Here is a 21,555-nt window from a genome sequence, read left to right as displayed (position 1 = left end):
AGCTTCGGCAGAGCCTTGCGCTCGATGGAGAGTTGAGATGCGGGAGAAAGGTTCGATATGCAGGATGGTTCGGCCTTCGTGATGCTTGCCCTCGGCCGCCTGCTGCTCGGCGGCCTCTATGTCGCTGGCGGCATTCATCATTTTTTCGTCATCGTGCCGCTGACCGAGGCGATCGAAGCCCGCGGCGTTCCTTTTGCGAAATGGGTGCTGGTCTTGGGCAGCATGTTCCAGATCGTCGCCGGCATCCTGCTGATGTTCGGCCTGTTCGTCGCGGCAGCGGCATTCGGTCTCATCGTCTTCACGCTGGCCGCCACCGTCATGCTGCTGAATTTCTGGGACATGCAGGGAACGGCGCGCGACAGCGCGATCAATACCTGGAAAAACAACCTGGCGATCATCGGCGGCCTGCTGATCGCAGCCGCCGGCGCAATGTGAAGCGGTTCATGCCGCCGGTTCGCTGCTCGCCCGCGCATGCGCGGCGTAGCGCGCGACGGCAGCATCCACCTCCGCGTCGCGATCACCCGCCACCTGCACCGTCGGCACGGCGAATTCGATGCCGTTTTCCTGGAAGGCATTGCGGATCATCGCCAGCGCATTGCGGCGGATGACGAATTGCTCGCCGGGCTTCGTCATCATCGACAGCCGGATTTCGATGGCGAATTCGCCGAACTGCTCGACACCCTTCATCTTCAGCGTCTCGATGATATGAGGACCGAATTCCGGATTTTCGAGCAGCGTCTGGCCGATCTGCTTGATCACCTTCTTCGCCTTGACGAGATCGGTGTCGTATTTGACGTTGAGGCTGATCTTGTCGATCGTCCAGTCGCGATTGAGGTTCTTCACGGCGCCGAGTTCGCCGAACGGCACCGTTGTCAGCGGTCCGCGATGATGCCTGAGCTTGACCGAGCGCAGGCTGAAGGCCTCGACCACGCCCTTGTGGCTGCCGCTTTCGATATATTCGCCGATACGGAAGGCATCGTCCCAGAGATAGAACATGCCGCTGATGACGTCCTTGACGATCGTCTGCGCGCCGAAACCGACCGCCACGCCGACGACACCGGCGCCGGCGATCAGCGGCCCGATTTCGATACCGAGGCCGGAGAGCACCATCAGAACGGCGATGACGGCAATGACGACGGCAAGGATATTGCGGAAGATCGGCAACAGCGTCTGTATCCGCGCGCGCTTGGCCTTCTCCTCATCCGTTGCTCCGCCATCCACGGATGAATCGAGCAGCTTGCCGTCGATATAGGCCTTGATGACATGCCAGAGCAGATCGGCGGCAAGCAGGATGACGATGCCGCCGATCACGCCGCGCGCGATCTTGTCGATCATCGTTTCGCCGGCAGCCATCGTGTCGGCGCCGACGCCGAGCATATGCCCAAGCCAGATGGCGGCAACGGCAATGATCAGCGCCCGCACGCCGCGATCGAGCAGCACGGCTGCAATGCGGCGCGTGGCGAGGAAGCTCGCTTCGGTCTGCTGCAGCGATTTTACCGCAATCGTCGAGACGGCAAGCACGCGCGGCAGCAGCAGCACGTAAATGCCGAGCCAGAGCAGCCAGTTGAAGCCTGCGACCCAAAGGCTCCAGAGCAAGAGGAAATAGACGGTGAGCGCCCAGGATGTACCGTGACCACGCTTCTCGTCCTTCTGCGGCCGCGACCAGACCGCCTCGATCGCAATCAACAACAGGCCGATGCCGAGGATATAGCCGACGAGGAGCCGCACGCTCGAGGAATAACCGAGCGGCTCCATCGACTGGATCACCGCCCAGCCGAAAATGAAATAGATGACGAAAGTCGCACAGCGCCGATACCAGAAGAATGCAACCGCGCGCGCCGGCATGATCGGATCAGTGATACCCTGCCGTTCTTCCTCCACCCGCGCCAGCCCGATGAGATCGACCAGTACACCGCCGAGGCAAATCGTGAAGCGCTGGACCACAAGCGCGACAACGCAAACGATCGCGATGCTCTGGCTGACCGGCGGCCAGCTGACGCTGAGAAGAGCAAGCGCCGTCGCCATGGCGAAGATCAGTGCCGGGATGACGCGCGGGGCAAGGTGCATGCCCGCCATCTGTGCCGCTTGGCGGCGGCGGCGAAAGGCATAGCGGGCAATGCGCTCGACGATGGTGCCAAGCAGGAAAATCGCCAGAAACTGCGCCATCATGCGCGGCCAGCCGGCGGCGGCGATCTCGCCGAAAAACAGCGAAGAAGCATGGCCGACCTGTGAGGGCAGCGCCATCGCCGCATCGGAGACCATTGAGACGTGCCGGCGGGCATGCTGGAGCAGGCCTGAGAGCACCGACATCTGGTCGCCGGCCGCCGCATCCCTCGCAGGCGCCGCCGTCATCTGCGTCGACATCCATTGCTTGACCTGAGGCGTCTGCATCAGCTCCATCATCTGACGCACTTCGGCCGGTGGACCTGCCGTAACAGGAGCCGCGGGCGGGTTCTGCGCAGCACCCGGCGAGACTGCCGAAAAAAGCGCCGACAGCGCCACTATGCAGAATAGGACGATCCTGGAGATCCCTGCCATGCCACGCTTCATTGCCGTCCTCCGATGGGCCGCCGACCGCCGATGCACGGCCAACGTCTTTCGACAGCATCGATAGCCTCGACCGCTGCCGCCAGCAAGGAGGATGGAGACGAAGATCGTTCGGGAAGGCAGGCGGAGCGGCCGGACCGTCGATCCCAAATTCAGAGCCCAAATTCGGGCCTCGATTCAGGGACTGACGGCCTCGGCTATAACGCCGGGCGCTCTACAGCGCCACGCGTCTTTTCGAGACGCTGCAAAGGACGCTGTAGCACTTTGAGAGTTGTTCAGGATTTCACGACTGGCTTTTCGACGTGGCCGCCGAAGCCCGCGCGCATCGCCGACAGCACCTTGTTGGCGAACTCGTCATTGTCGCGCGAGGAGAAGCGACCGTAGAGCGCAGCGCTCAGCACCGGCGTCGGCACGCTCTCGTCGATTGCCGCCATGATCGTCCAGCGACCTTCGCCGCTGTCCGAGACGCGGCCGGCATATTTCGAAAGTGCAGGATCGGCATGCAGCGCATCGGCCGTGAGATCGAGCAGCCAGGAGGTGATGACGCTGCCGCGGCGCCAGACTTCGGCGACATCCTGCAGGTTGAAATCATATTGGAAATGTTCCGGATGGGCGAGCGGCGCGGTCTCCGCATCGGCCTCGTGCGAGGCGGCGCCGATATTGGCATGCTTCAGAATATTGATACCTTCAGCATAGGCGGCCATCAGGCCGTATTCGATGCCGTTATGCACCATCTTGACGAAATGACCGGCACCATGCGGGCCGCAATGCAAGTAACCCTGTTCCGCTGTGCTGACCGCAGCCGCTTCGGCGCTCCGGTTCGGCGAGGCTTCGGTCTTGCCGACGCCGGGCGCCAGCGTCGCGAAGATCGGGGAAAGGTGTTCGACGATGCCCTTCTCGCCGCCGATCATCAGGCAATAACCGCGCTCGAGGCCGAAGACGCCGCCGCTGGTGCCGACATCGACATAGTGAATGCCCTTGGTGATGAGGTCGGCGCCGCGGCGGATATCGTCATGATAATAAGAGTTGCCGCCGTCGATGACGATATCGCCATTCTCAAGCAGCGGCACCAGGCTCGCCAGCACCTTGTCGACGATCGCCGCCGGCAGCATCAGCCAGATCGCGCGCGGATGGGTGAGCTTCGAGACGAATTCCTGGAGCGAAGCACTGCCGGTCGCGCCGAGGCCGGCGAGCTCGGCAACGCTTTCCGGCCTGGCGTCGTAGACGACGCATTCGTGACCGCCTCGCATCAAGCGCTGGACCATATAATTGCCCATGCGGCCCAAACCAACCATGCCAAGCTGCATAATGAATCTCCTGGAAACCGAAATGAAGTATCGAATCCGGAAATTAGCACCCGCAGTGTGACAGGCAAGCAAAGTCTCGGTGATATTGGCGAATGCGACGATTGCGCCGCTGATCGTCTTGACGCCGCCTCACTCGTTCAAACATCTGGCGCGCTGGCGGGCTCACCCTTCATTTCACTGAGGAACATGCCCTCGCGCAGATTGATGCCGTATTCGACGAAAGCCTTCATGCAGCAAAGCATCTGCGTCCAGCCTTCGCAATTGAGATAGGTGCCGCGCCGGCCGGCATCGTCTTCACGCCAGCCGGTCTCGGCGATGGTCACCAGCGTGCCGCCGTCTTCCAGCGGCTTGAAGTTCATCTCCACCAGCGTCTTATAGGTCGCCTTGTCTTCGCCGGTGCCGCCATCCCAGCGCAGCACGATGCGGCTTTCCGGCACGAGTTCGGCGACCTCGACCGGCGCGTCCTTCCACCAGGTCACCGTCGTGCCCTTCACGAGCGGTGCGCTCGCTCCGCCGATCGTGGTGAAATAACTGCTGAGCTTCTTCGGGTTGACGACGGCATCGAACACCTCGGCAACGGGGCGGCCGACACGGCCGGAAATGCGGATTCCGAGAGACATGACACTTCTCCTCTTCTCCAGTGTGTCTGTTCCATTGTCCTTGGCGCCATTATGTTATAAAAATATAACATGTCAAGCGAATCAACCGACGACCCCGTTTTCAAGGCGCTGGCGCATCATCGCCGCCGCGAAATCCTCGATCTGCTCAAGGATGGCCCCCGAACCACGGGGACCCTGTGCGAGACGTTTCCGCAGATGGATCGCTGTACGGTGATGCAGCATCTGAAGGTGCTGGAAGAGGCTGACCTGGTCATCGCCAGGAAGGAAGGCCGCGAACGCTGGAACCACCTGAACAGTCTGCCGATCAAACACATCTATGACCGCTGGATCAGCGCCTATGCCGGCCATTCCCTGTCGATTCTCGACCGGCTGAAAGGCGACCTCGAGGGCCAGCCCGAATAATGATCCAACCGCCCAACAGCTTGCTTGCCGGCCAGCCGAAGCCTTATGCTGGCCAAAACGGCACGGGATCAGGCAGATGACGATATCGGGCGCCGGCATACGCCGCATGCGGCTGCTGCGCAGCATGAAGCAGGAACATCTCGCCGAACTCCTCGGCGTCAACCAGGCGACGGTCTCACGCTGGGAGCGCGATCAGCTCGCTCTCTCGTCCGAACAGGCCATCAAGCTGGAACGGATTTTCGCCGCGCCGCGACATGCAGCAGTCGATGCGGCGCTCAAGCGGCTGGTCGAGGATTCCGTCCGGCCGGTGCATCTGATCTGCGACCGCACCCACCGGCTGCTCTCCGCCTCCCGCCCGCGACAGGCAGAGTGGCGGGCGCCGCTCGGTGCCTTTCTCGGCCGCTCCCTATTCTCTTATGCATCCGCCGAAATCGCCGCCGCCGAGCAGTCGCTGGAGGAGCGCGGCTGGCATGAGGGCAGGCTCTCGTCGTTGACCCTCGATACCGGCGCCAACGGCAATGCGCTGCTGCCGATCGCCGCCGGCCGCGTGACCTGGGAACGGATCATGCTTTCCGACGGCAGCACCGGCCGCCTTGTTACGACCATCGGCTGAGCCTCAAGCTTTCCTGCACGCCCATGCATAATTTATGCGTTGTCCGGAAACCTTAGTCTTTATAGCGTCCGCCGCCGAACGGTCAGGAGACGATGTGATGACGATACTGGTGACGGGAAGTGCCGGCCATCTCGGCGAGGCGCTGATGCGGACCTTGAGGGCGGAAAGCCGCTGGGTGCGCGGCATCGATATCAAGCCCTCGGCTTTTACCGACATGGTCGGCTCGATCAGTGATCGCGCCTTCGTCCGGCAGGCGATGTCAGGCATCAGCCACGTCATCCATGCCGCGACGCTGCACAAACCGCATGTGGCAACCCACGGCAATTACGATTTCCTCGACACCAATATCGCCGGCACCCTCAACCTGCTCGAAGAAGCGGTCGCAGCAGGCGTTGCAAGCTTCGTCTTCACCAGCACCACCAGCACCTTCGGTGCGGCATTGACGCCAGCTGCCGGCGAACCGGCGGCTTGGGTGACCGAGGACGTGCTTCCCGTCGCGAAAAACATCTACGGCGTGACGAAACTCGCCGCCGAAGGTCTGTGCGAACTCTTCGCCCGCAAATCAGGTCTGCCGACGGTCATTCTCAGGACGTCGCGTTTCTTTCCCGAAAACGACGACGATCCTGACATTTGCAACGGCTATTCGGCGGAGAACGCCCAGGCCAACGAGCTTCTTCACCGCCGCGTCGATATCACCGACGTGGTCGGCGCCCATCTGCTGGCGCTCGAAAAGGCGCCGGCGATCGGCTTTGGCCGCTACATTATCTCCGCCACAACGCCGTTTTCGGCAAGTGATCTCGCCGCGATCCGGCGCGACGCGCCTCACGTCGTCGAACGACTGGTCCCGGGTGCAGGCGCCCTTTACGCATCACACGGCTGGAAGATGTTTCCTTCGCTCGACCGTGTCTATGTCAACGAACGCGCAAGGCGGGAACTCGGCTGGCAGCCGCGATATGATTTCCGTTTCGTGCTCGATTGCCTGCGCGACGACAGGGAGTGGCGAAGCCCTTTGGCGTTGGATGTCGGCTCCAAAGGCTATCACGACGAGGTCTTTGCCGAGGGGCCTTATCCGGTCGGATAAAGCAGCGAGCTGGACACGCGAAAGCCCGACTTCCTCTCCAGCACGACGCTTTCGCTGAAAAGCGTCATCCAGATATCATGATCCCGTCATAGACCGTCTGCCGGGGATATGGGGCGACGAAATCCAGGGCGTGTTGTGCCATCGGGAAATCGAATCCAGGCCGGGGGTGTCATTTGAAGCGGTGTCCAGCCTGCGGGCGGAAGCCGCTTCGAGAGCGCTTTTGACCGAGAGGGTATTTCCATGAAGAATGTCAGACTTTACACAGCGCGGCTATTCGCCGCGGTTCTCGCGGCATCCGCCGCCGTGCCAGTCGTCGCAATGGCCGAGAATTCCGCCACCGTCGGCGGCCTCACCTTCGTCAACAAAGGCCTGGTGGGCATCGGCCGCATTCCGGCCAACCAGCGTGACAAATTCGGTGAGACCTTCGGTTCCGGCTCGGGCATGGCACTCGATCCCACCGCCTGGAGCCGCGACGGCGCCGGCTACCAGGGCACGCTCTACCTGTTGCCCGACCGCGGTTACAACGCCGTTGGCACCGTCGATTATCGACCGCGCCTGAACACCATCTCGATCGGCCTGACGCCGACCGCTCCGGGTGCGGCACCCGAAGCCGGCAAGGAACAGTCTGGCGTCGACGCAAAGCTCGTCGATTCCACACTCTTCGTCGACGACAAGGGTGGCGACATGACGGGTCTCGACCCGGAATCCGGCGTCCGCCCAGCTGCCGGCGATTTTCCACCTCTGCCGCAGGCGACGAACGGCAAGATCGCGCTCGACAATGAAGCCATCATCCGCATGGCCGACGGCACCATGTTCGTCGGCGATGAATATGGACCTTATATCTATCACTTCTCGGCCGACGGCCACCTGCTCTCCGCCACCCAGCCGCCGAAAGCGCTTTTGCCGAGGCGCAAGGGCGCGCTGAGCTTTGCCTCCAACAATCCGGGCCCCGGCGCATCCGCTCCGGACCCGAAAGATCCGGAGACCGGCCGCCAGAACAACCAGGGTCTCGAAGGCATGGCGATGACGCCTGATGGTAAGTTCATCATATCAGTGCTGCAATCGGCCGCCCGCCAGGACGGCGGCGATTCCGGCTCGACCCGCCAGAATACCCGCGCGCTGATCTATGACGCCGCCGATCCCGATCACCTGAAACTGGTGCACGAATATATCGTGCCGCTGCCGGTCTTCAAGGACGCCAAGGACAAGACGACGATCGCCGCCGAGAGCGAAATCATTGCTCTTTCCGACAAGACCTTCCTGATGCTCGCCCGTGACAGCGGCAACGGCCAGGGCCTGAAGGGCGACACCTCGCTCTACCGCAAGGTCGACATCGTCGACGTTTCCGCCGCGACCGACATTGCCGGCAGCGATTTCGATGACGGCAAGCCGATCGCGCCGAAGGGCGTCGTCGATCCCTCGCTGACGCCGGCGACGCTGACACCCTTCATCGACCTCAACGACAAGGCCGATCTCACCCGCTTCGGCCTGCACAACGGCGCGCCGAACGATAAGAACAATCTGTCGGAAAAGTGGGAAGCCATGGGTCTGGCGAGCGTTCTCGACCCGAACCTGCCGGACGACTACTTCCTGTTCGTCGCCAATGACAACGACTTCTTGACGCAGGATGGTTTCCAGGTGGGCGCCGCCTACAAGGCAGACGGCGGTGCCGACGTCGACACCATGTTCCAGGTCTTCCAGGTCACCCTTCCAGGCCTGAAGAAGTAACGGACGCGCTGAAGAAGGGCGAACGGGCAACCCGCGTTCGCCCGCCATATCCGGCGTCTTCGCTGAAAATGGAAGGAAAGGGTGCGATCCACGACCACCGATGGATGTTTACGATCCTGGGTGCCTACAAACGTAGGTGGGCGCCGTGTGTCCAGGCCCACGGGCCTGGCCAGGGACAGCTCCCTTTGGATCGAGTATGGCCCCAGGGATTGTGGTTCCTGTCGAGAGGCGCAGACCGCATAGCGATATATAAGGTCGTTTGTGCTGGCGCGCCAGTGGCGACGGAAGGCGGCCCCTATTTAATTAGAGCCTTTCCTGGTCAGATTGAAGCATTCTGCCGGAGCAGGTTTTCGTCAGGGCAAAGGCGATTGGCGAAGGGCATACCCCTTGGTACGTCCGAGCCGATCGCCTTTGATCCTGGCGGGAAGATGCCCGGCCCTTCGGGTTGGCTGAAACGGGCCGGCTGATCGACCGGCCGGCTTGGCCGTAGAGCTTGGCTACGATGCGCGCCGGCCGGTCGACCATCCGACTCCGTTTGAGCCAACAGAATGCTTCAATCTGACCAGGAAAGGCTCTAGGATCAATTGAGTTCGGGGGCCGACCGGCCGTTCAGCTTGTCGGTGATGCCGCGGATGCGGCTCGACACTTCGCTGAGCGCTGCGGCAAGATTCTCCTCGGTGCGAGCGGTGGCGGCAAGCACCGTATCGCGATTGCCGCGCAGCGTCTCGAGCTCGGATTCCAATCCGGCAACGCGGCGCGTCAGCTCGGCAATCTCGTCCGTGATCATGATGCCGGCCATGACGGTGATCCTGAGATCGCCGATTTCCCCGAACTGATCCTTGAGATGGCCGACATAGCGGTCGAACCGGGTGGCGAGATCGGTCAGGTGATCCTCCTGCCCTTCCTCGCAGGCCATGCGATAGGCCTTGCCGTCGATCGTTACCGTCACCTGCGCCATGCCAAACTCTTTCTATCAGCGATCCAGAACTGCGCGGATCGTTTCCATGGCCGTCACCAGCCGCCGCGATACCTCGCGATTGACCTCTTCCAGCCGGTTGGCGCGGAATTCGGCCTGGTCGAGCTCCTGCGCCAGCCGCGAACGGTCGGCGTGCACACGTCGTACCTCGCCCTCGATCTCGCCCTGCTCGCGTTGCCGCTCGACGCGCATGTCGACGGCGTTTTCGAGGCTCGATATCGCCTGTCTCAATTCGTTGAGCGCTGCTTCCATGGTTTTGCCTGTGGGCATCATGTCTTTCCGATTCCCGCGCAGGATCCGCGAATCGGCACGCCGCGCCGATCCTGCGATTTCAAAAGGATATGCAGCTCGCCGACGGCCCGTCAATAAATCCTGTCACTTGCCCACCGGCCTATCCTGTGGATGAGCGTTTTACATAGGCTCGCCACATCAGATTCGTCATTTGTACAATCGCGCGATCAAATGTCAAAAATCGTTGCTGCGCGCCCGGATTTGGCCTGCCATTTATTGACTTGCCCGTCCCAACTGCTATGTCTCTGCCGCTTTCACTCGATGGTCTTGGAGGCTCGAGGCCATCCCCCGACACCCGGAACTTGCGGAAAAGCCATGACCTCTCCCGAACAACACGACCGGATGGCGAATGCGATCCGTTTTCTCGCCATGGACGCCGTCGAAAAGGCGAACTCCGGCCACCCGGGCATGCCGATGGGCATGGCCGACGTGGCAACGGTCCTGTTCACCAAATATCTGAAGTTCGATCCGAAGAAGCCGCACTGGCCGAACCGCGATCGCTTCGTGCTGTCGGCTGGCCATGGCTCGATGCTGCTCTATTCGGTGCTGTATCTGACCGGCTACACTGACATGACGATCGAGGATCTGAAGCAGTTCCGTCAGCTCGGCTCGAAGACTGCCGGCCATCCGGAATACGGTCACGCGACCGGCATCGAAACGACCACCGGTCCGCTCGGCCAGGGCATTGCCAATTCCGTCGGCATGGCGATTGCCGAACGCAAGCTGCGCGAGGAGTTCGGCTCCGATCTCCAGGATCACTATACCTATGCGATCTGCGGCGACGGCTGCCTGATGGAGGGTATCAGCCATGAAGCCATCGCGCTCGCTGGCCACCTGAAGCTCAACAAGCTTATCCTGTTCTGGGACAACAACTCGATCACCATCGACGGCGCCGTGTCGCTGTCGGATTCCACCGACCAGATCGCCCGCTTCAAGGCCGTTCACTGGAACACGATCGAGATCGACGGTCACGATCAGGCTGCCATCGCCGCCGCGATCGAAGCTGCCCATAATTCCGACCGCCCGACCTTCATCGCCTGCAAGACGATCATCGGCTTCGGCGCCCCGAACAAGCAGGGCACCCACAAGGTCCACGGCAACCCGCTCGGCGCCGAGGAAATCGCTGCCACCCGCAAGGCGCTGAACTGGGAAGCCGAAGCCTTCGTCATCCCGTCGGACGTTCTCGACAGCTGGCGTGCTGCCGGCGCCCGCTCCGTCGACCTCGTCAAGTCCTGGGAAGACGGCCTCGCCAAGGCTCCGGCCAAAGCCGAGTTCACCCGCCGCATGGCAGGCGAGTTGCCGGAAGGTTTCGACGCCGCGATCAGCGCATATAAGAAGAAGCTCGCCGAGACCAAACCGACGGTTGCGACCCGCAAGGCTTCGGAAGATGCGCTTGAGGTCATCAACGGCTTCCTGCCGGAAACACTCGGCGGCTCCGCCGACCTGACGCCGTCGAACAACACCAAGACCAGCCAGATGCATTCGATCACGCCGACGGATTTCGCCGGTCGTTATATGCATTGGGGCATCCGCGAGCATGGCATGGCGTCTGCCATGAACGGCATTGCGCTGCATGGCGGCCTCATCCCCTACAGCGGCGGTTTCCTGATCTTCTCGGATTATTGCCGCCCGCCGATCCGCCTTGCTTCGCTGATGGGCATTCGCGTCATTCACGTCCTGACGCATGACTCGATCGGCGTCGGCGAAGACGGCCCGACGCACCAGCCGGTCGAACAGCTCGCCGGTCTGCGCGCCATCCCGAACTTGATGGTCTTCCGTCCGGCCGACGCCACGGAAACGGCGGAATGCTGGCAGATCGCCATCAAGACGCACAACCGTCCTTCGGGCCTTGCTCTGACCCGTCAGAACCTGCTCGCAGCCCGCACGGAATACAGCGAAAAGAACCTTTGCGAACAAGGCGCCTATGTGCTCGCCGGCAATGCCGACGCCAAGGTAACAATCTTCGCCTCCGGCTCGGAAGTCGAAATCGCCGTTGCAGCCCGCACGGCACTCGAAGCCAAGGGCGTCACCGTCCGCGTCGTATCGGTTCCCTGCACGGAACTCTTCTTCGAGCAGCCGGAAACCTATCGCAAGGAAATCCTCGGCAACTCGCCGGTCAAGATCGCCGTCGAAGCCGCCGTTCGCGAAGGCTGGGATGCGTTCATCGGACCGGAGGGCACCTTCATCGGCATGAAGAGCTTCGGCGCTTCCGGCCCGGTCAAGGAAGTTTACAAGCATTTCGGCATCACCGCCGACGCCGTCGTTGCGGCCGCGGAAGCAAAGCTTTAATGAGGGCGCCTTGAGGCGCTCTCCATCTCCTCAATTCCAGGCCCTCGCTATCGGGCCCTACTCTATCGGGAGTGAATGAACATGACAGTCAAGGTTGCCATCAACGGTTTCGGCCGCATCGGCCGCAACGTCCTTCGCGCCATCGTCGAATCCGGCCGCACCGACATCGAAGTCGTCGCCATCAACGATCTCGGCCCGGTTGAAACCAACGCCCACCTGCTGCGCTACGACTCGATCCACGGCCGCTTCCCGGCAACGGTGAAGGTCGAGGGTGACACGATCATCGTCGGTAACGGCAAGCCGATCAAGGTCACGGCGATCAAGGATCCGGCAACGCTCCCGCACCGCGAGCTCGGCGTCGACATCGCAATGGAATGCACCGGCATCTTCACCGCCCGCGACAAGGCTGCCGCCCACCTGACGGCCGGCGCCAAGCGCGTCATCGTCTCGGCGCCTGCCGATGGTGCCGACCTGACGGTCGTCTTCGGCGTCAACCATGACCAGCTCACCAAGGAGCACTTGGTCATCTCCAACGCGTCCTGCACCACCAACTGCCTGGTGCCAGTCGTGAAGGTTCTCGACGACGCCGTCGGCATCGACCACGGCTTCATGACGACCATCCACTCCTATACCGGCGACCAGCCGACGCTCGACACGATGCACAAGGACCTGTATCGCGCCCGCGCGGCCGCCCTCTCGATGATCCCGACCTCGACGGGTGCAGCCAAGGCGGTCGGCCTCGTTCTGCCGCATCTGAAAGGCAAGCTCGACGGCACGTCGATCCGCGTTCCGACCCCGAACGTTTCGGTCGTCGACTTCAAGTTCGTCTCCAAGAAGGCGACCAGCGTTGGCGAAATCAACGAAGCCATCATGGCTGCGGCAAACGGCAAGCTGAAGGGCATCCTCGGCTACACCGACGAGCCGCTCGTCTCCCGTGACTTCAACCACGACAGCCACTCCTCGATCCTCGCAACCGATCAGACCAAGGTCATGGAAGGCAACTTCGTGCGCGTCCTGTCCTGGTACGACAACGAGTGGGGCTTCTCCAGCCGTATGTCCGACACGGCAGTCGCTTTCGCCAAGCTCATCTGAGCGCTCTTGAGGCATCGACATGCAAGCGGCCCGGGAAACCGGGCCGCTTTTTGTTGCCGCGCCTGCGAACGACACCAGCCTTCCTGCTCTGGTATCTTTTCATCCATTGTCGGGATGGGATCTGTTAGGATAACTCGGCTGGACATTGCAAAATGCCCAGCTTCCTCGCGCCGCATCGGCCGCCGGCCAGGCGCTGAACGCCAATACCCGTGCGGTAGCGCTGTCGCCCGCATGAAAATGAGAGAGATGGATGGATTATTTTACCGTTGAAATCGCCGGCCGCGCCGTTGCCAGTTTTCGCTCGGAAAATCACGAGGAAGCGACGCATTTCTTCGAGGCGGAAGACTTTCGCGACGATCTGACCGTCCTGGAATCCGAAGGCAAGCCACTTTGGGACCGCAAAGCGACCCTGAGCCTGCGCAAGGCGACCACCGAGGAAGCAAGCGAGGTCGAGCACGCCTATGAATTCGACGACGATCCCGAACGGACCATCGAGGACGAGTTCGTCGTGTTCCTGGTCCCTGTCGCGGATCTGACCGACGAGGGCGAGGACACAGAAGACTGACCGACGATCCGCATTTTTCCGGTTCCGAAGTCAGATCGAAGCGGCGGGTTCGAATTCGATAGACGTTCCTGCGCGAAACCATCGTCGACGAAATCCCTGGCCGCAAGGATTGATCACGGGTTGGCAATCCGCTGGCCAAGCGTGCTAGATTGAGGAAATGCGTGCGCAGCACTGCACAATGGCTAAAATGAGCCAAGTGGAGGTGATAAATGGCAGAGGCACAAAAACGCTTGTCCCACACCACCCTCAAACGGCGGCAACGGTTTCACCCCAAGCGGGACGTCAGACCTGCCGTGTTGGCAAAGGCTAATCGTCTGGTCATCTGGGTCGCCGCGTTCATTGGCCTCTCGTTTCTCGCCATCGTCATACTGCAGGAAATGTTGGGATAGCAGAGCAAGGGCCGGCCGCTTCCGGCACAAAACGACAGCCGGCTGCTCTCGCTGGGCGGCCGGCATTCTCCTACCCGATATCGAAATATCTCAGCGTTCATTTCCCCGCTCTGCACCCGCGCCTGCAATCCATTCTTCCCCTCGTCAGACCAGGCAAACGAGCCGCGTGAAAGGAGGAGCGTGTCTTATTCTGTTGCCATTAGCAGATACCGGCAGGAAAAATCCGTGCCTGTCTTTTTTGCCCTGCTCTCGCCTGATTTTCCTATACATTCTTTATAGAGAATTTCTCCCGTAGCATTCCGTATCGGTTGGCCGTCCGGCAGCCGTTCAGCAGCATGAAGCAGCATCACGACGAGGTTAAGCCGCAAGGCCTACCCTTCTCTGACGTTTTGCCGTTTACTGACGGATCGCCGCGCGTGACGGAGGGGTTGAATAGAGGCGGATCGGCCGGGGCGGCTGTGTTCGCGAAGCAGTCGATGGAAAGGGGTGGGCATGGAAGCGTTTTATATCGTGGTGCTGGTTTCGACGGCGCTCGTGCTTCTTGCCGCATTTTCGAGCCTGCTCGCCTTCCGCTTCGGCGCCCCCCTGCTGCTGCTCTTCCTGATGATCGGCCTTGCTGCCGGCGTCGATGGCCTCGGCATCGAGTTCAGCAACAATTATCTCGCCTATATTCTCGGCTCCATCGCGCTGGCCATCATCCTGTTCGATTCCGGCTTCGGCACGCCGATGCAGGCCTTCCGGCTGGCGGCCGTGCCCTCTCTGGCGCTCGCCTCGGTCGGCGTGCTGATCACCGCCTCGCTCTTTGCTTTCGCCGCCATGTGGCTTTTGAACTTCACCTGGCTGGAAGGACTGCTGCTCGGCTCGATCGTCGCATCGACGGATGCCGCCGCTGTCTTCTTCCTGCTGCGCATCGGCGGTATCAACATCCGCGACAAGGTGCGCTCGACGCTGGAAGTCGAATCCGGCACCAATGACCCGATGGCGATCTTCCTCACCATCGCCCTCGTCGAGGTGCTGGCGAGCGGCGAGCGTTATGCCGGCATCAATATCGGCATGCTTGCCATGTTCGTGCAGCAGATGGGCCTCGGCGTCATTCTCGGCCTGCTCGGCGGCATGATGATCGTGCTGATCGTCAGCAAGCTCGATACCGATCGCGGCCTGACACCGATCTTCGTGCTGGCGCTCGCTCTTCTCGTCTTCTCCTTCACCGGCGCGGTCGGCGGCAGCGGCTTCCTCGCCGTCTATGTTGCCGGCATCTACGCCGGAAACCGCAAGATGCAGGCGATCGGCACCATCAAGCGCTTCCAGGACGGCATGACCTGGCTGGCGCAGATCATCATGTTCCTGGTGCTCGGCCTGCTCGCCACGCCGTCGCAATTCCCTGTCATCATCGTGCCGGCCATCCTGCTCGCCCTCTTCCTGATCTTCATCGCCCGGCCGTTGGCGATCTGGCTGTCGCTGCTTCCCTTCGATTACACGCAGCAGGAAATCGGCTTCGTTGCTTGGGTCGGCCTGCGCGGCGCCGTCTCCATCCTGCTTGCCATCATGCCAATCCTCGGCGGGCTGGAAAACGGCCAGATCTATTTCAACACCGCCTTCATCATTGTGCTGGTCTCGCTGCTCCTCCAGGGCTGGACGATCAAACCCGTAGCCAAGAAACTCGGCCTCATCATTCCGCCGCGCATCGGCGCCGTCGACAAGGTCGAGGTCGACCTGCCGGGCGCGGCCAACCACGAACTGCTCTCCTACCGCGTCATCAAGGATAGCCCGGTGCTGCGCGGCGAGCGCATTCCGCGCTGGGCGACCCCCTCGCTCGTCATCCGCGACGGCAAGTCGATGCGCTACCAATATGCCGGGCGGCTGCGTGAGCACGATCTCGTCTACCTCTTCATCGTGCCGAGCTATTCTCGCCTGCTCGACCGGCTCTTCGCCAGTCGGGCGCCGGTCGATGACGACGATGCCGAATTCTTCGGGGCCTTCGCGCTCTCTCCCGCCCGCCCCGCCGCCGATCTCGACGCCGCCTATGGCCCCGGCCTGCTCAACGAATCCGAAAAGGGCCTGACGATCGCCGAATTGATGCGACAGCGTCTCGGCGGCAAGGCCGATTATGCCGACCGCGTCCGCCTCGGCTCGATCATCCTCATCGTCCGCGATCTCGACGAGCACGATCACATCACCTCCGTCGGCATGTCGCTCGAAGCAGTCGAACCGGCAATTACGCTGCCGATCTTCCTCAATCTCAAGGACATCATCCAGCGCATCCGCGACCGGTTGAACGGACGCCGCAACCGGGAAACCGCAGCCTCCGAAAGCACGCTGAAACCGCCGGCCGGACGCGATGAGGGCACACGCGAAAACGGCCGCTGAACGCCTTGCGTCTCGAATGATCCTTGCTATGTTCGGCGCAACTTTCGCCAACCACGACAGGATCCTCCCCATGCCTTCTTTCAAGACCCTCGACGATCTTTCCGACATCCGCGGCAAGCGCGTTCTCGTCCGCGTCGACCTCAACGTCCCGGTGAAAGACGGCAAGGTCACCGATGTGACGCGCATCGAACGTGTGGCGCCGACGATCCTCGAATTGTCCGAAAAGGGTGCCAAGGTGATCCTGCTCGCCCATTTCGGCCGGCCGAAAGATGGCCCTTCGCCGGATCTGTCGCTGTCGCTGATCGCCCCTTCCGTCGAGGAAGTGCTTGATCATGCCGTGCTGACGGCCTCCGACTGCATCGGCGAGGCCGCCGCCTCCGCCGTCGCCGCGATGAATGACGGCGATATCCTGCTTCTGGAAAACACCCGCTTCCACAAGGGCGAGGAAAAGAACGACTCCGACTTCACCAAGGCGCTTGCCGCCAACGGCGATATCTATGTCAACGACGCCTTTTCGGCCGCCCACCGCGCCCATGCCTCGACCGAAGGCCTTGCCCACCAACTGCCGGCCTATGCCGGCCGCACCATGCAGGCCGAACTGGAAGCGTTGGAAAAGGGCCTCGGTGATCCCGCTCGCCCTGTCGTCGCGATCGTCGGCGGCGCCAAGGTCTCCACCAAGATCGACCTGTTGATGAACCTCGTGAAGAAGGTCGATGCGCTCGTCATCGGCGGCGGCATGGCCAATACCTTCATCGCCGCCCGCGGCACCAATGTCGGCAAGTCGCTCTGCGAACATGATCTCGCCGAAACCGCCAAGCAGATCATGATCGAGGCGGCCACCGCCGGCTGCGCCATCATCCTGCCCGAGGATGGCGTGATTGCCCGCGAGTTCAAGGCCGGCGCCGCCAACGAGACGATCGATATCAACGCCATTCCTGCCGATGCCATGGTGCTTGATGTCGGCCCGAAATCCGTCGAGGCCATCAACGCCTGGATCGAGCGCGCGGCAACACTGGTCTGGAACGGCCCGCTCGGCGCCTTTGAGATCGAACCCTTCGATGCCGCAACGGTCGCTGCTGCGAAATACGCCGCTGGGCGCACGATAGCCGGCAAGCTCACCTCCGTTGCCGGCGGTGGCGACACCGTCTCGGCGCTCAACCATGCCGGCGTTGCCGACGATTTCACCTATGTTTCGACCGCCGGCGGCGCCTTCCTCGAATGGATGGAAGGCAAGGAGCTTCCCGGCGTCGCCGTCCTCAACGCTGCTAGATAGTCCCAAGATTTCGCAGATTTTACATGTGGATAGACCGTGGAAGAAAAACAGCTTCCGCGGTCTTTTGCTCAGAGGATGAAAAAAATCCCAAATTTTCAAACGATTGAATTGAATTCAATCGTTTCAATGACTTAGCCTTCCATTTTCCTCGCTATAAACTTCTGTTATCCGCGTTCTATATACCTCAAGTGCCGATGTTTATTGTTGTGGAGAGAACGAAATGAGCGAACGACTGGAAGACATTGCAGTGCAGATGGTTACGGGCGGCCGGGGGCTGCTCGCCGCCGATGAATCGACCTCCACCATCAAGAAGCGTTTCGACACGATCAACCTCGACTCGACCGAAACGAGCCGGCGGGACTACCGCGAGATGCTCTTCCGCTCCGACGAGGCGATGAAGAAATATATCTCCGGCGTCATCCTCTTCGAAGAGACCCTGTTCCAGAAGGCCGCGGACGGCACACCCTTCGTCGATATCATCCGCGCAGCTGGCGCCATCCCCGGCATCAAGGTCGATACCGGCGCCAAGCCGATGGCCAAATATCCCGCTGAAACCATCACCGAAGGCCTCGACGGCCTCGGCGAGCGCCTCGCCAGATATTATGAAGCCGGCGCCCGCTTCGCCAAGTGGCGCGGCGTCATCGCCATCTCATCGACCTTGCCGACCCGCGGATCCGTCCGCGCCAACGCTCAGGCGCTTGCTCGTTATGCCGCACTTTGCCAGGAAGCCGGGATCGTTCCGATCGTCGAGCCGGAATGCCTGATGGACGGCAAACCGGGCGACCACAATATCGACCGCTGCGCCGAAGTGACCGAATCCACGCTGCGCATCGTTTTTGAGGAACTGGCCGATGCCCGCGTCAACCTCGAAGGCATGATCCTCAAGCCGAACATGGTGATCGACGGCAAGAACGCCCGCAAGGCCTCGGTCGCGGAAGTTGCCGAGCGCACCGTCAAGGTGCTGAAGGCGACCGTTCCTCCCGCCGTTCCCGGCATCGCCTTCCTTTCCGGCGGCCAGACGACCGAAGAGGCGACAGCCCATCTTTCTGCGATCAATGCCAGCGGCGACCTGCCCTGGTTCGTCACCTTCTCCTACGGCCGCGCGCTGCAGGACAGCGCGCTCAGGGCCTGGAACGGCAAGCAGGAAAACGTCGCTGCCGGCCAGCGCGAATTCACCCACCGCGCCGAGATGAACAGCCTTGCCGCCAAGGGCAACTGGAAGAAGGACCTGGAAAAGGCCGCCTGATTATTAACGCTTAGGACTTGGGCAGGGGCGGCAAACGTAGCGTGGCCGCCCCTGCCATTCCCTCTCTCTTACCTCTCATTGTCACGGCGACAAGAAACCACTTCGTTCCCTCGAAAACCGTGATTACTCATAGCGCCCTGTCACAACAGGAGCCGCCATGAACACCCTCTCCTACGTCACCGTCGATGTCTTCACCTCCACCCGCTTCGAGGGCAATCCGCTTGCCGTCATCTCCGATGCGCGCGGTTTGAGCGATGCGGCGATGCAAAAGATCGCCACCGAGTTCAATTATTCCGAAGTCACCTTCGTCCTGCCGCCGGAAGACCCGCAAAATTCCGCCCGCGTGCGCATCTTCACCCCGACGATGGAAATACCCTTTGCCGGCCATCCGAACGTCGGCACCGCCTATGTGCTCGGCCAGCAGGCGGAGATTTTCGGCAAGCCGGTCGGCGATACGCTGCGTTTCGAGGAAAAGGCCGGCATCGTCGAAGTCAGCCTGAAACGCAGCGGCGGAAAGGTTGCTGCTGCCGCCATCCGCGCGCCGCAGCCGCTGACGATCGGCGACACCATCGCCGCGGAAACCATCGCCGGCTGCGTCTCGCTCAACCCCGGCGTCATCGTCAGCACCACCCATGCCCCGGTCTTTGCGTCCGTCGGCCTGAATTTCGCCGTTGCAGAAGTGAACGGGCTCGAGGCGCTGGCCACCGCCCGCCCGAACCTTGCCGGGTTCCAGGCAGCTGCCGGCCGCCAGACCACCAGCGGCCACGACTTCTCGCTCTTCCTCTATGTGAGGGCAGCCGAAAATCCATGGAATATTCGCGCCCGCATGTTCGCGCCCCTCGACAATGTGCCTGAGGATCCGGCAACGGGTAGCGCTTCAGCCGCGCTTGGCGCCTATCTCGTCTCGCTTGCGCCGGGTGCCGATATGAACGTCCGCATCACCATTGAACAGGGCGTCGAAATGGGCCGCCGCAGCGTCATCACCCTTGATGTTGTGAAATCGGGCGGCATCGTCACCGATGTCGTCATCTCGGGAGGCTGCGTTTCCGTCATGCGCGGAGAAATTAGCTTGCAAGACTGACGGTCGCAGCCCGGACCGTACCCCTGCGTTACACGTAATCCGGGGCTACATCAGGAAATCGCGCGAAAGCAGAGCCACTGCCCAGACGGCGAAAGCGATCAGCGCGAGCTTCCAGAAATCCATCCGCCGCCTGAGGCCGGGAAGCCCGAGCGGCTTGATCACTTGTATCGCCATGGCAAGGATGAGCAGCAAGGCTATCAGCTTTGTCATGCTTTATTTTTTCCGTTTTTCGGAATGTCACAGGACGGACATTTTTCCGCGCGAACACAGGATCTCGACACGCCGTAAAGACATTCCGGGGCACAATCAATCATCTTGAGGCTGGGCTGACGCAGGTCCTGCCTTATCTCATTGCAAATCGCTAAGACCGAGTCTGGGGAAATGAAGAGAAATCTGCTGTCCGTCGCCGCGCTGCTCTTTGGCACGCTCTTCCTTTTCATGGGCAACGGCCTGCAGGGGATCCTGCTTCCCGTGCGCGGCAATCTCGAAGGCTACGCAACGACGACGCTCGGCCTGCTCGGCACTTCGTGGGCGGGGGGCTTCGTCATCGGCTGCCTGATTGCGCCGAAGATTGTGCGCCGCGTCGGCCATGTGCGTGCCTTTTCGGGGTTCATCTCGATCATCGCCATCATTGCGCTGGTCAGCGGCATCATCATCGATCCGATCTGGTGGGTGGTCCTGCGCGCCGTCACCGGCTTCTCCACCGCCGGCACGTCGATGATCATTGAAAGCTGGCTGAACGAGCGCGCCAGCAACGAGAGCCGCGGCATGATCTTCTCGCTTTATATCGGCATCACACTCATCGGCGTCGTCGGCGGCCAGATGATGATCCCGCTCGAGGATGTGCGCACGCCGGTTCTCTTCATGATCTGCGGCATCTTCTATTGCATCGCCATGCTGCCGACGACGCTGTCGACCGCCGCTTCGCCGCAGCCGCTGAAGGCAGTGCGCCTCGATCTGCCGGCGCTCTATCGTAACTCGCCGGTCTCCTGCCTCGGCATCTTGCTCGTCGGCATCGCCAACGGTGCCTACGGCACGCTCGGCGCCGTCTTCGGCGCCGGCGCCGGCCTGTCCGACACCAGCATCGCCGTCATGATGAGCGCCACCATCTTCGCCGGGGCGGTGATGCAGCTGCCGGCCGGCCGGCTTTCCGATCGCATCGACCGGCGTTACGTGCTCGCCGCCATGTCGGGGATCGCCGCCCTTGCCGGCCTGCTGATCTTCCTGCTCCACCCGACGTCCCCCGCTTTGCTGATCGGGCTCGTCGTCCTTTACGGCGCCGTGGCGAATACGCTCTATCCGATCGCCGTCGCCCACGCGAACGACTTCGCGGCGTCGGAGGATTTCGTCAAGGTCTCCGGCGGCTTGCTGCTGCTCTACGGCATCGGCACGGTGATCGGCCCGACGCTCAGCGGTCCCGTGATGTCGGCGATCAGTCCACACGCGCTTTTCCTGGTCACCGCCATCGCCCATGTGCTGATCACCGTTTATGCCATCATCAGGAGCCGCATCCGGGCCGCGGTCCCCGCCAGCGACCGCGACGCCTACACGACGATCCCGACCGGCACCTCGGCGATCCTGACACCGCAAAGCATGTCGCTTGCCGATCGCGGCGCCGGCAAACCTCCCGAAACCGGAAAGTCTCCCGAAAGCGACGATCCTGCTGTAAAGTTTGGTTAGGCAGCGAA

At 61.8% G+C, this 21,555-nt stretch carries 20 protein-coding genes and 1 other RNA gene; 14 read left to right on the top strand and 7 right to left on the bottom strand.

The window, feature by feature from the left end:
* Window positions 1-57 precede the first annotated feature (57 nt).
* Window positions 58-435, top strand: coding sequence for a DoxX family protein (locus tag GR198_RS22575; protein WP_164069598.1), 378 nt, complete (start codon window positions 58-60; stop codon window positions 433-435).
* A gap of 6 nt (window positions 436-441) precedes the next feature.
* Here the strand turns inward: GR198_RS22575 and GR198_RS22570 are convergent, their stop codons facing one another.
* From GR198_RS22570 to GR198_RS22560, 3 genes are all read right to left on the bottom strand, one after another.
* Window positions 442-2,550 (bottom strand): mechanosensitive ion channel family protein, encoded by a 2,109-nt coding sequence (locus GR198_RS22570; RefSeq protein WP_164048030.1) that lies wholly within the window; start codon window positions 2,548-2,550, stop codon window positions 442-444.
* A gap of 272 nt (window positions 2,551-2,822) precedes the next feature.
* A complete protein-coding gene (gene gnd / locus GR198_RS22565; protein ID WP_164048031.1) occupies window positions 2,823-3,854 on the bottom strand; it encodes a phosphogluconate dehydrogenase (NAD(+)-dependent, decarboxylating) in 1,032 nt (343 codons plus the stop codon).
* A gap of 137 nt (window positions 3,855-3,991) precedes the next feature.
* Window positions 3,992-4,474 (bottom strand): SRPBCC domain-containing protein, encoded by a 483-nt coding sequence (locus GR198_RS22560; RefSeq protein ID WP_164069597.1) that lies wholly within the window; start codon window positions 4,472-4,474, stop codon window positions 3,992-3,994.
* Between the two features lie 69 nt (window positions 4,475-4,543).
* On the opposite strand from GR198_RS22560, the gene GR198_RS22555 reads away from it, so the two are divergent.
* From GR198_RS22555 to GR198_RS22540, 4 genes are all read left to right on the top strand, one after another.
* Window positions 4,544-4,876 carry an ArsR/SmtB family transcription factor gene (locus GR198_RS22555; RefSeq protein WP_164048032.1) on the top strand — a complete coding sequence of 111 codons (333 nt, stop codon included), beginning with the start codon at window positions 4,544-4,546 and terminating at the stop codon, window positions 4,874-4,876.
* A 76-nt stretch (window positions 4,877-4,952) separates the two neighbouring features.
* Window positions 4,953-5,489 (top strand): helix-turn-helix transcriptional regulator, encoded by a 537-nt coding sequence (locus tag GR198_RS22550; RefSeq protein WP_164048033.1) that lies wholly within the window; start codon window positions 4,953-4,955, stop codon window positions 5,487-5,489.
* Window positions 5,490-5,586: 97 nt separating this feature from the next.
* A complete protein-coding gene (locus GR198_RS22545; protein WP_164069596.1) occupies window positions 5,587-6,570 on the top strand; it encodes an NAD-dependent epimerase/dehydratase family protein in 984 nt (327 codons plus the stop codon).
* A 240-nt stretch (window positions 6,571-6,810) separates the two neighbouring features.
* Window positions 6,811-8,298, top strand: a complete 1,488-nt coding sequence (locus GR198_RS22540; RefSeq protein ID WP_164069595.1) for an esterase-like activity of phytase family protein — start codon at window positions 6,811-6,813, stop codon at window positions 8,296-8,298.
* Window positions 8,299-8,379: 81 nt separating this feature from the next.
* Here the strand turns inward: GR198_RS22540 and ssrS are convergent.
* The 3 genes from ssrS to GR198_RS22515 form a co-directional block, all read right to left on the bottom strand.
* Window positions 8,380-8,538, bottom strand: a non-coding RNA gene (gene ssrS / locus GR198_RS22535) — 6S RNA.
* 340 nt (window positions 8,539-8,878) lie between these two features.
* On the bottom strand, window positions 8,879-9,256 hold the full coding sequence (locus GR198_RS22520; RefSeq protein ID WP_003542783.1) for a cell division protein ZapA: 378 nt from the start codon (window positions 9,254-9,256) through the stop codon (window positions 8,879-8,881).
* Between the two features lie 15 nt (window positions 9,257-9,271).
* Entirely contained in the window at window positions 9,272-9,547 is a 276-nt protein-coding gene (locus GR198_RS22515) for a DUF4164 domain-containing protein (protein ID WP_012758879.1), read from the bottom strand.
* Window positions 9,548-9,880: 333 nt separating this feature from the next.
* Between GR198_RS22515 and tkt the strand changes: the two genes are divergently transcribed.
* From tkt to GR198_RS22475, 8 genes are all read left to right on the top strand, one after another.
* Entirely contained in the window at window positions 9,881-11,854 is a 1,974-nt protein-coding gene (gene tkt, locus GR198_RS22510; protein ID WP_164069594.1) for a transketolase, read from the top strand.
* 81 nt (window positions 11,855-11,935) lie between these two features.
* The gene (gene gap, locus GR198_RS22505) at window positions 11,936-12,946 is read left to right on the top strand and encodes a type I glyceraldehyde-3-phosphate dehydrogenase (protein WP_024323244.1); all 1,011 of its coding nucleotides are present in this window, start codon (window positions 11,936-11,938) and stop codon (window positions 12,944-12,946) included.
* Window positions 12,947-13,196: 250 nt separating this feature from the next.
* Window positions 13,197-13,511 carry a hypothetical protein gene (locus GR198_RS22500; RefSeq protein WP_130656184.1) on the top strand — a complete coding sequence of 105 codons (315 nt, stop codon included), beginning with the start codon at window positions 13,197-13,199 and terminating at the stop codon, window positions 13,509-13,511.
* A 209-nt stretch (window positions 13,512-13,720) separates the two neighbouring features.
* On the top strand, window positions 13,721-13,900 hold the full coding sequence (locus tag GR198_RS22495; RefSeq protein ID WP_164024174.1) for a hypothetical protein: 180 nt from the start codon (window positions 13,721-13,723) through the stop codon (window positions 13,898-13,900).
* A gap of 492 nt (window positions 13,901-14,392) precedes the next feature.
* Window positions 14,393-16,267: a potassium/proton antiporter gene (locus GR198_RS22490; RefSeq protein WP_164024175.1), complete on the top strand. Its 1,875-nt coding sequence runs from the start codon at window positions 14,393-14,395 to the stop codon at window positions 16,265-16,267.
* 70 nt (window positions 16,268-16,337) lie between these two features.
* The gene (locus GR198_RS22485) at window positions 16,338-17,540 is read left to right on the top strand and encodes a phosphoglycerate kinase (protein WP_204337189.1); all 1,203 of its coding nucleotides are present in this window, start codon (window positions 16,338-16,340) and stop codon (window positions 17,538-17,540) included.
* Between the two features lie 220 nt (window positions 17,541-17,760).
* A complete protein-coding gene (locus GR198_RS22480) occupies window positions 17,761-18,786 on the top strand; it encodes a class I fructose-bisphosphate aldolase (RefSeq protein WP_003542799.1) in 1,026 nt (341 codons plus the stop codon).
* Window positions 18,787-18,943: 157 nt separating this feature from the next.
* Complete coding sequence (locus GR198_RS22475; protein ID WP_164069593.1) at window positions 18,944-19,867, top strand: PhzF family phenazine biosynthesis protein; 924 nt, start codon at window positions 18,944-18,946, stop codon at window positions 19,865-19,867.
* Window positions 19,868-19,912: 45 nt separating this feature from the next.
* Here GR198_RS22475 and GR198_RS35475 read toward each other — a convergent pair whose 3' ends face one another.
* Entirely contained in the window at window positions 19,913-20,077 is a 165-nt protein-coding gene (locus GR198_RS35475; protein WP_003542801.1) for a hypothetical protein, read from the bottom strand.
* 171 nt (window positions 20,078-20,248) lie between these two features.
* On the opposite strand from GR198_RS35475, the gene GR198_RS22470 reads away from it, so the two are divergent.
* The gene (locus tag GR198_RS22470) at window positions 20,249-21,547 is read left to right on the top strand and encodes an MFS transporter (protein WP_017989362.1); all 1,299 of its coding nucleotides are present in this window, start codon (window positions 20,249-20,251) and stop codon (window positions 21,545-21,547) included.
* Window positions 21,548-21,555 lie beyond the last annotated feature (8 nt).

The organism is Rhizobium leguminosarum, from assembly GCF_010668065.1.
GTDB lineage: Bacteria > Pseudomonadota > Alphaproteobacteria > Rhizobiales > Rhizobiaceae > Rhizobium > Rhizobium leguminosarum_S.
The sequence above is the reverse complement of the archived record's forward strand: the minus strand, read 5'-3'. Positions and strand labels throughout refer to the sequence as shown.

Bases quoted from the DNA above. Each gene is read 5' to 3' on its own strand.
- GR198_RS22575 (WP_164069598.1), top strand. From the start codon at position 58: ATGCAGGATGGTTCGGCCTTCGTGATGCTTGCCCTCGGCCGCCTGCTG.
- GR198_RS22570 (WP_164048030.1), bottom strand. From the start codon at position 2,550: ATGAAGCGTGGCATGGCAGGGATCTCCAGGATCGTCCTATTCTGCATA.
- gnd (WP_164048031.1), bottom strand. From the start codon at position 3,854: ATGCAGCTTGGCATGGTTGGTTTGGGCCGCATGGGCAATTATATGGTC.
- GR198_RS22560 (WP_164069597.1), bottom strand. From the start codon at position 4,474: ATGTCTCTCGGAATCCGCATTTCCGGCCGTGTCGGCCGCCCCGTTGCC.
- GR198_RS22555 (WP_164048032.1), top strand. From the start codon at position 4,544: ATGTCAAGCGAATCAACCGACGACCCCGTTTTCAAGGCGCTGGCGCAT.
- GR198_RS22550 (WP_164048033.1), top strand. From the start codon at position 4,953: ATGACGATATCGGGCGCCGGCATACGCCGCATGCGGCTGCTGCGCAGC.
- GR198_RS22545 (WP_164069596.1), top strand. From the start codon at position 5,587: ATGACGATACTGGTGACGGGAAGTGCCGGCCATCTCGGCGAGGCGCTG.
- GR198_RS22540 (WP_164069595.1), top strand. From the start codon at position 6,811: ATGAAGAATGTCAGACTTTACACAGCGCGGCTATTCGCCGCGGTTCTC.
- GR198_RS22520 (WP_003542783.1), bottom strand. From the start codon at position 9,256: ATGGCGCAGGTGACGGTAACGATCGACGGCAAGGCCTATCGCATGGCC.
- GR198_RS22515 (WP_012758879.1), bottom strand. From the start codon at position 9,547: ATGATGCCCACAGGCAAAACCATGGAAGCAGCGCTCAACGAATTGAGA.
- tkt (WP_164069594.1), top strand. From the start codon at position 9,881: ATGACCTCTCCCGAACAACACGACCGGATGGCGAATGCGATCCGTTTT.
- gap (WP_024323244.1), top strand. From the start codon at position 11,936: ATGACAGTCAAGGTTGCCATCAACGGTTTCGGCCGCATCGGCCGCAAC.
- GR198_RS22500 (WP_130656184.1), top strand. From the start codon at position 13,197: ATGGATTATTTTACCGTTGAAATCGCCGGCCGCGCCGTTGCCAGTTTT.
- GR198_RS22495 (WP_164024174.1), top strand. From the start codon at position 13,721: ATGGCAGAGGCACAAAAACGCTTGTCCCACACCACCCTCAAACGGCGG.
- GR198_RS22490 (WP_164024175.1), top strand. From the start codon at position 14,393: ATGGAAGCGTTTTATATCGTGGTGCTGGTTTCGACGGCGCTCGTGCTT.
- GR198_RS22485 (WP_204337189.1), top strand. From the start codon at position 16,338: ATGCCTTCTTTCAAGACCCTCGACGATCTTTCCGACATCCGCGGCAAG.
- GR198_RS22480 (WP_003542799.1), top strand. From the start codon at position 17,761: ATGAGCGAACGACTGGAAGACATTGCAGTGCAGATGGTTACGGGCGGC.
- GR198_RS22475 (WP_164069593.1), top strand. From the start codon at position 18,944: ATGAACACCCTCTCCTACGTCACCGTCGATGTCTTCACCTCCACCCGC.
- GR198_RS35475 (WP_003542801.1), bottom strand. From the start codon at position 20,077: ATGACAAAGCTGATAGCCTTGCTGCTCATCCTTGCCATGGCGATACAA.
- GR198_RS22470 (WP_017989362.1), top strand. From the start codon at position 20,249: ATGAAGAGAAATCTGCTGTCCGTCGCCGCGCTGCTCTTTGGCACGCTC.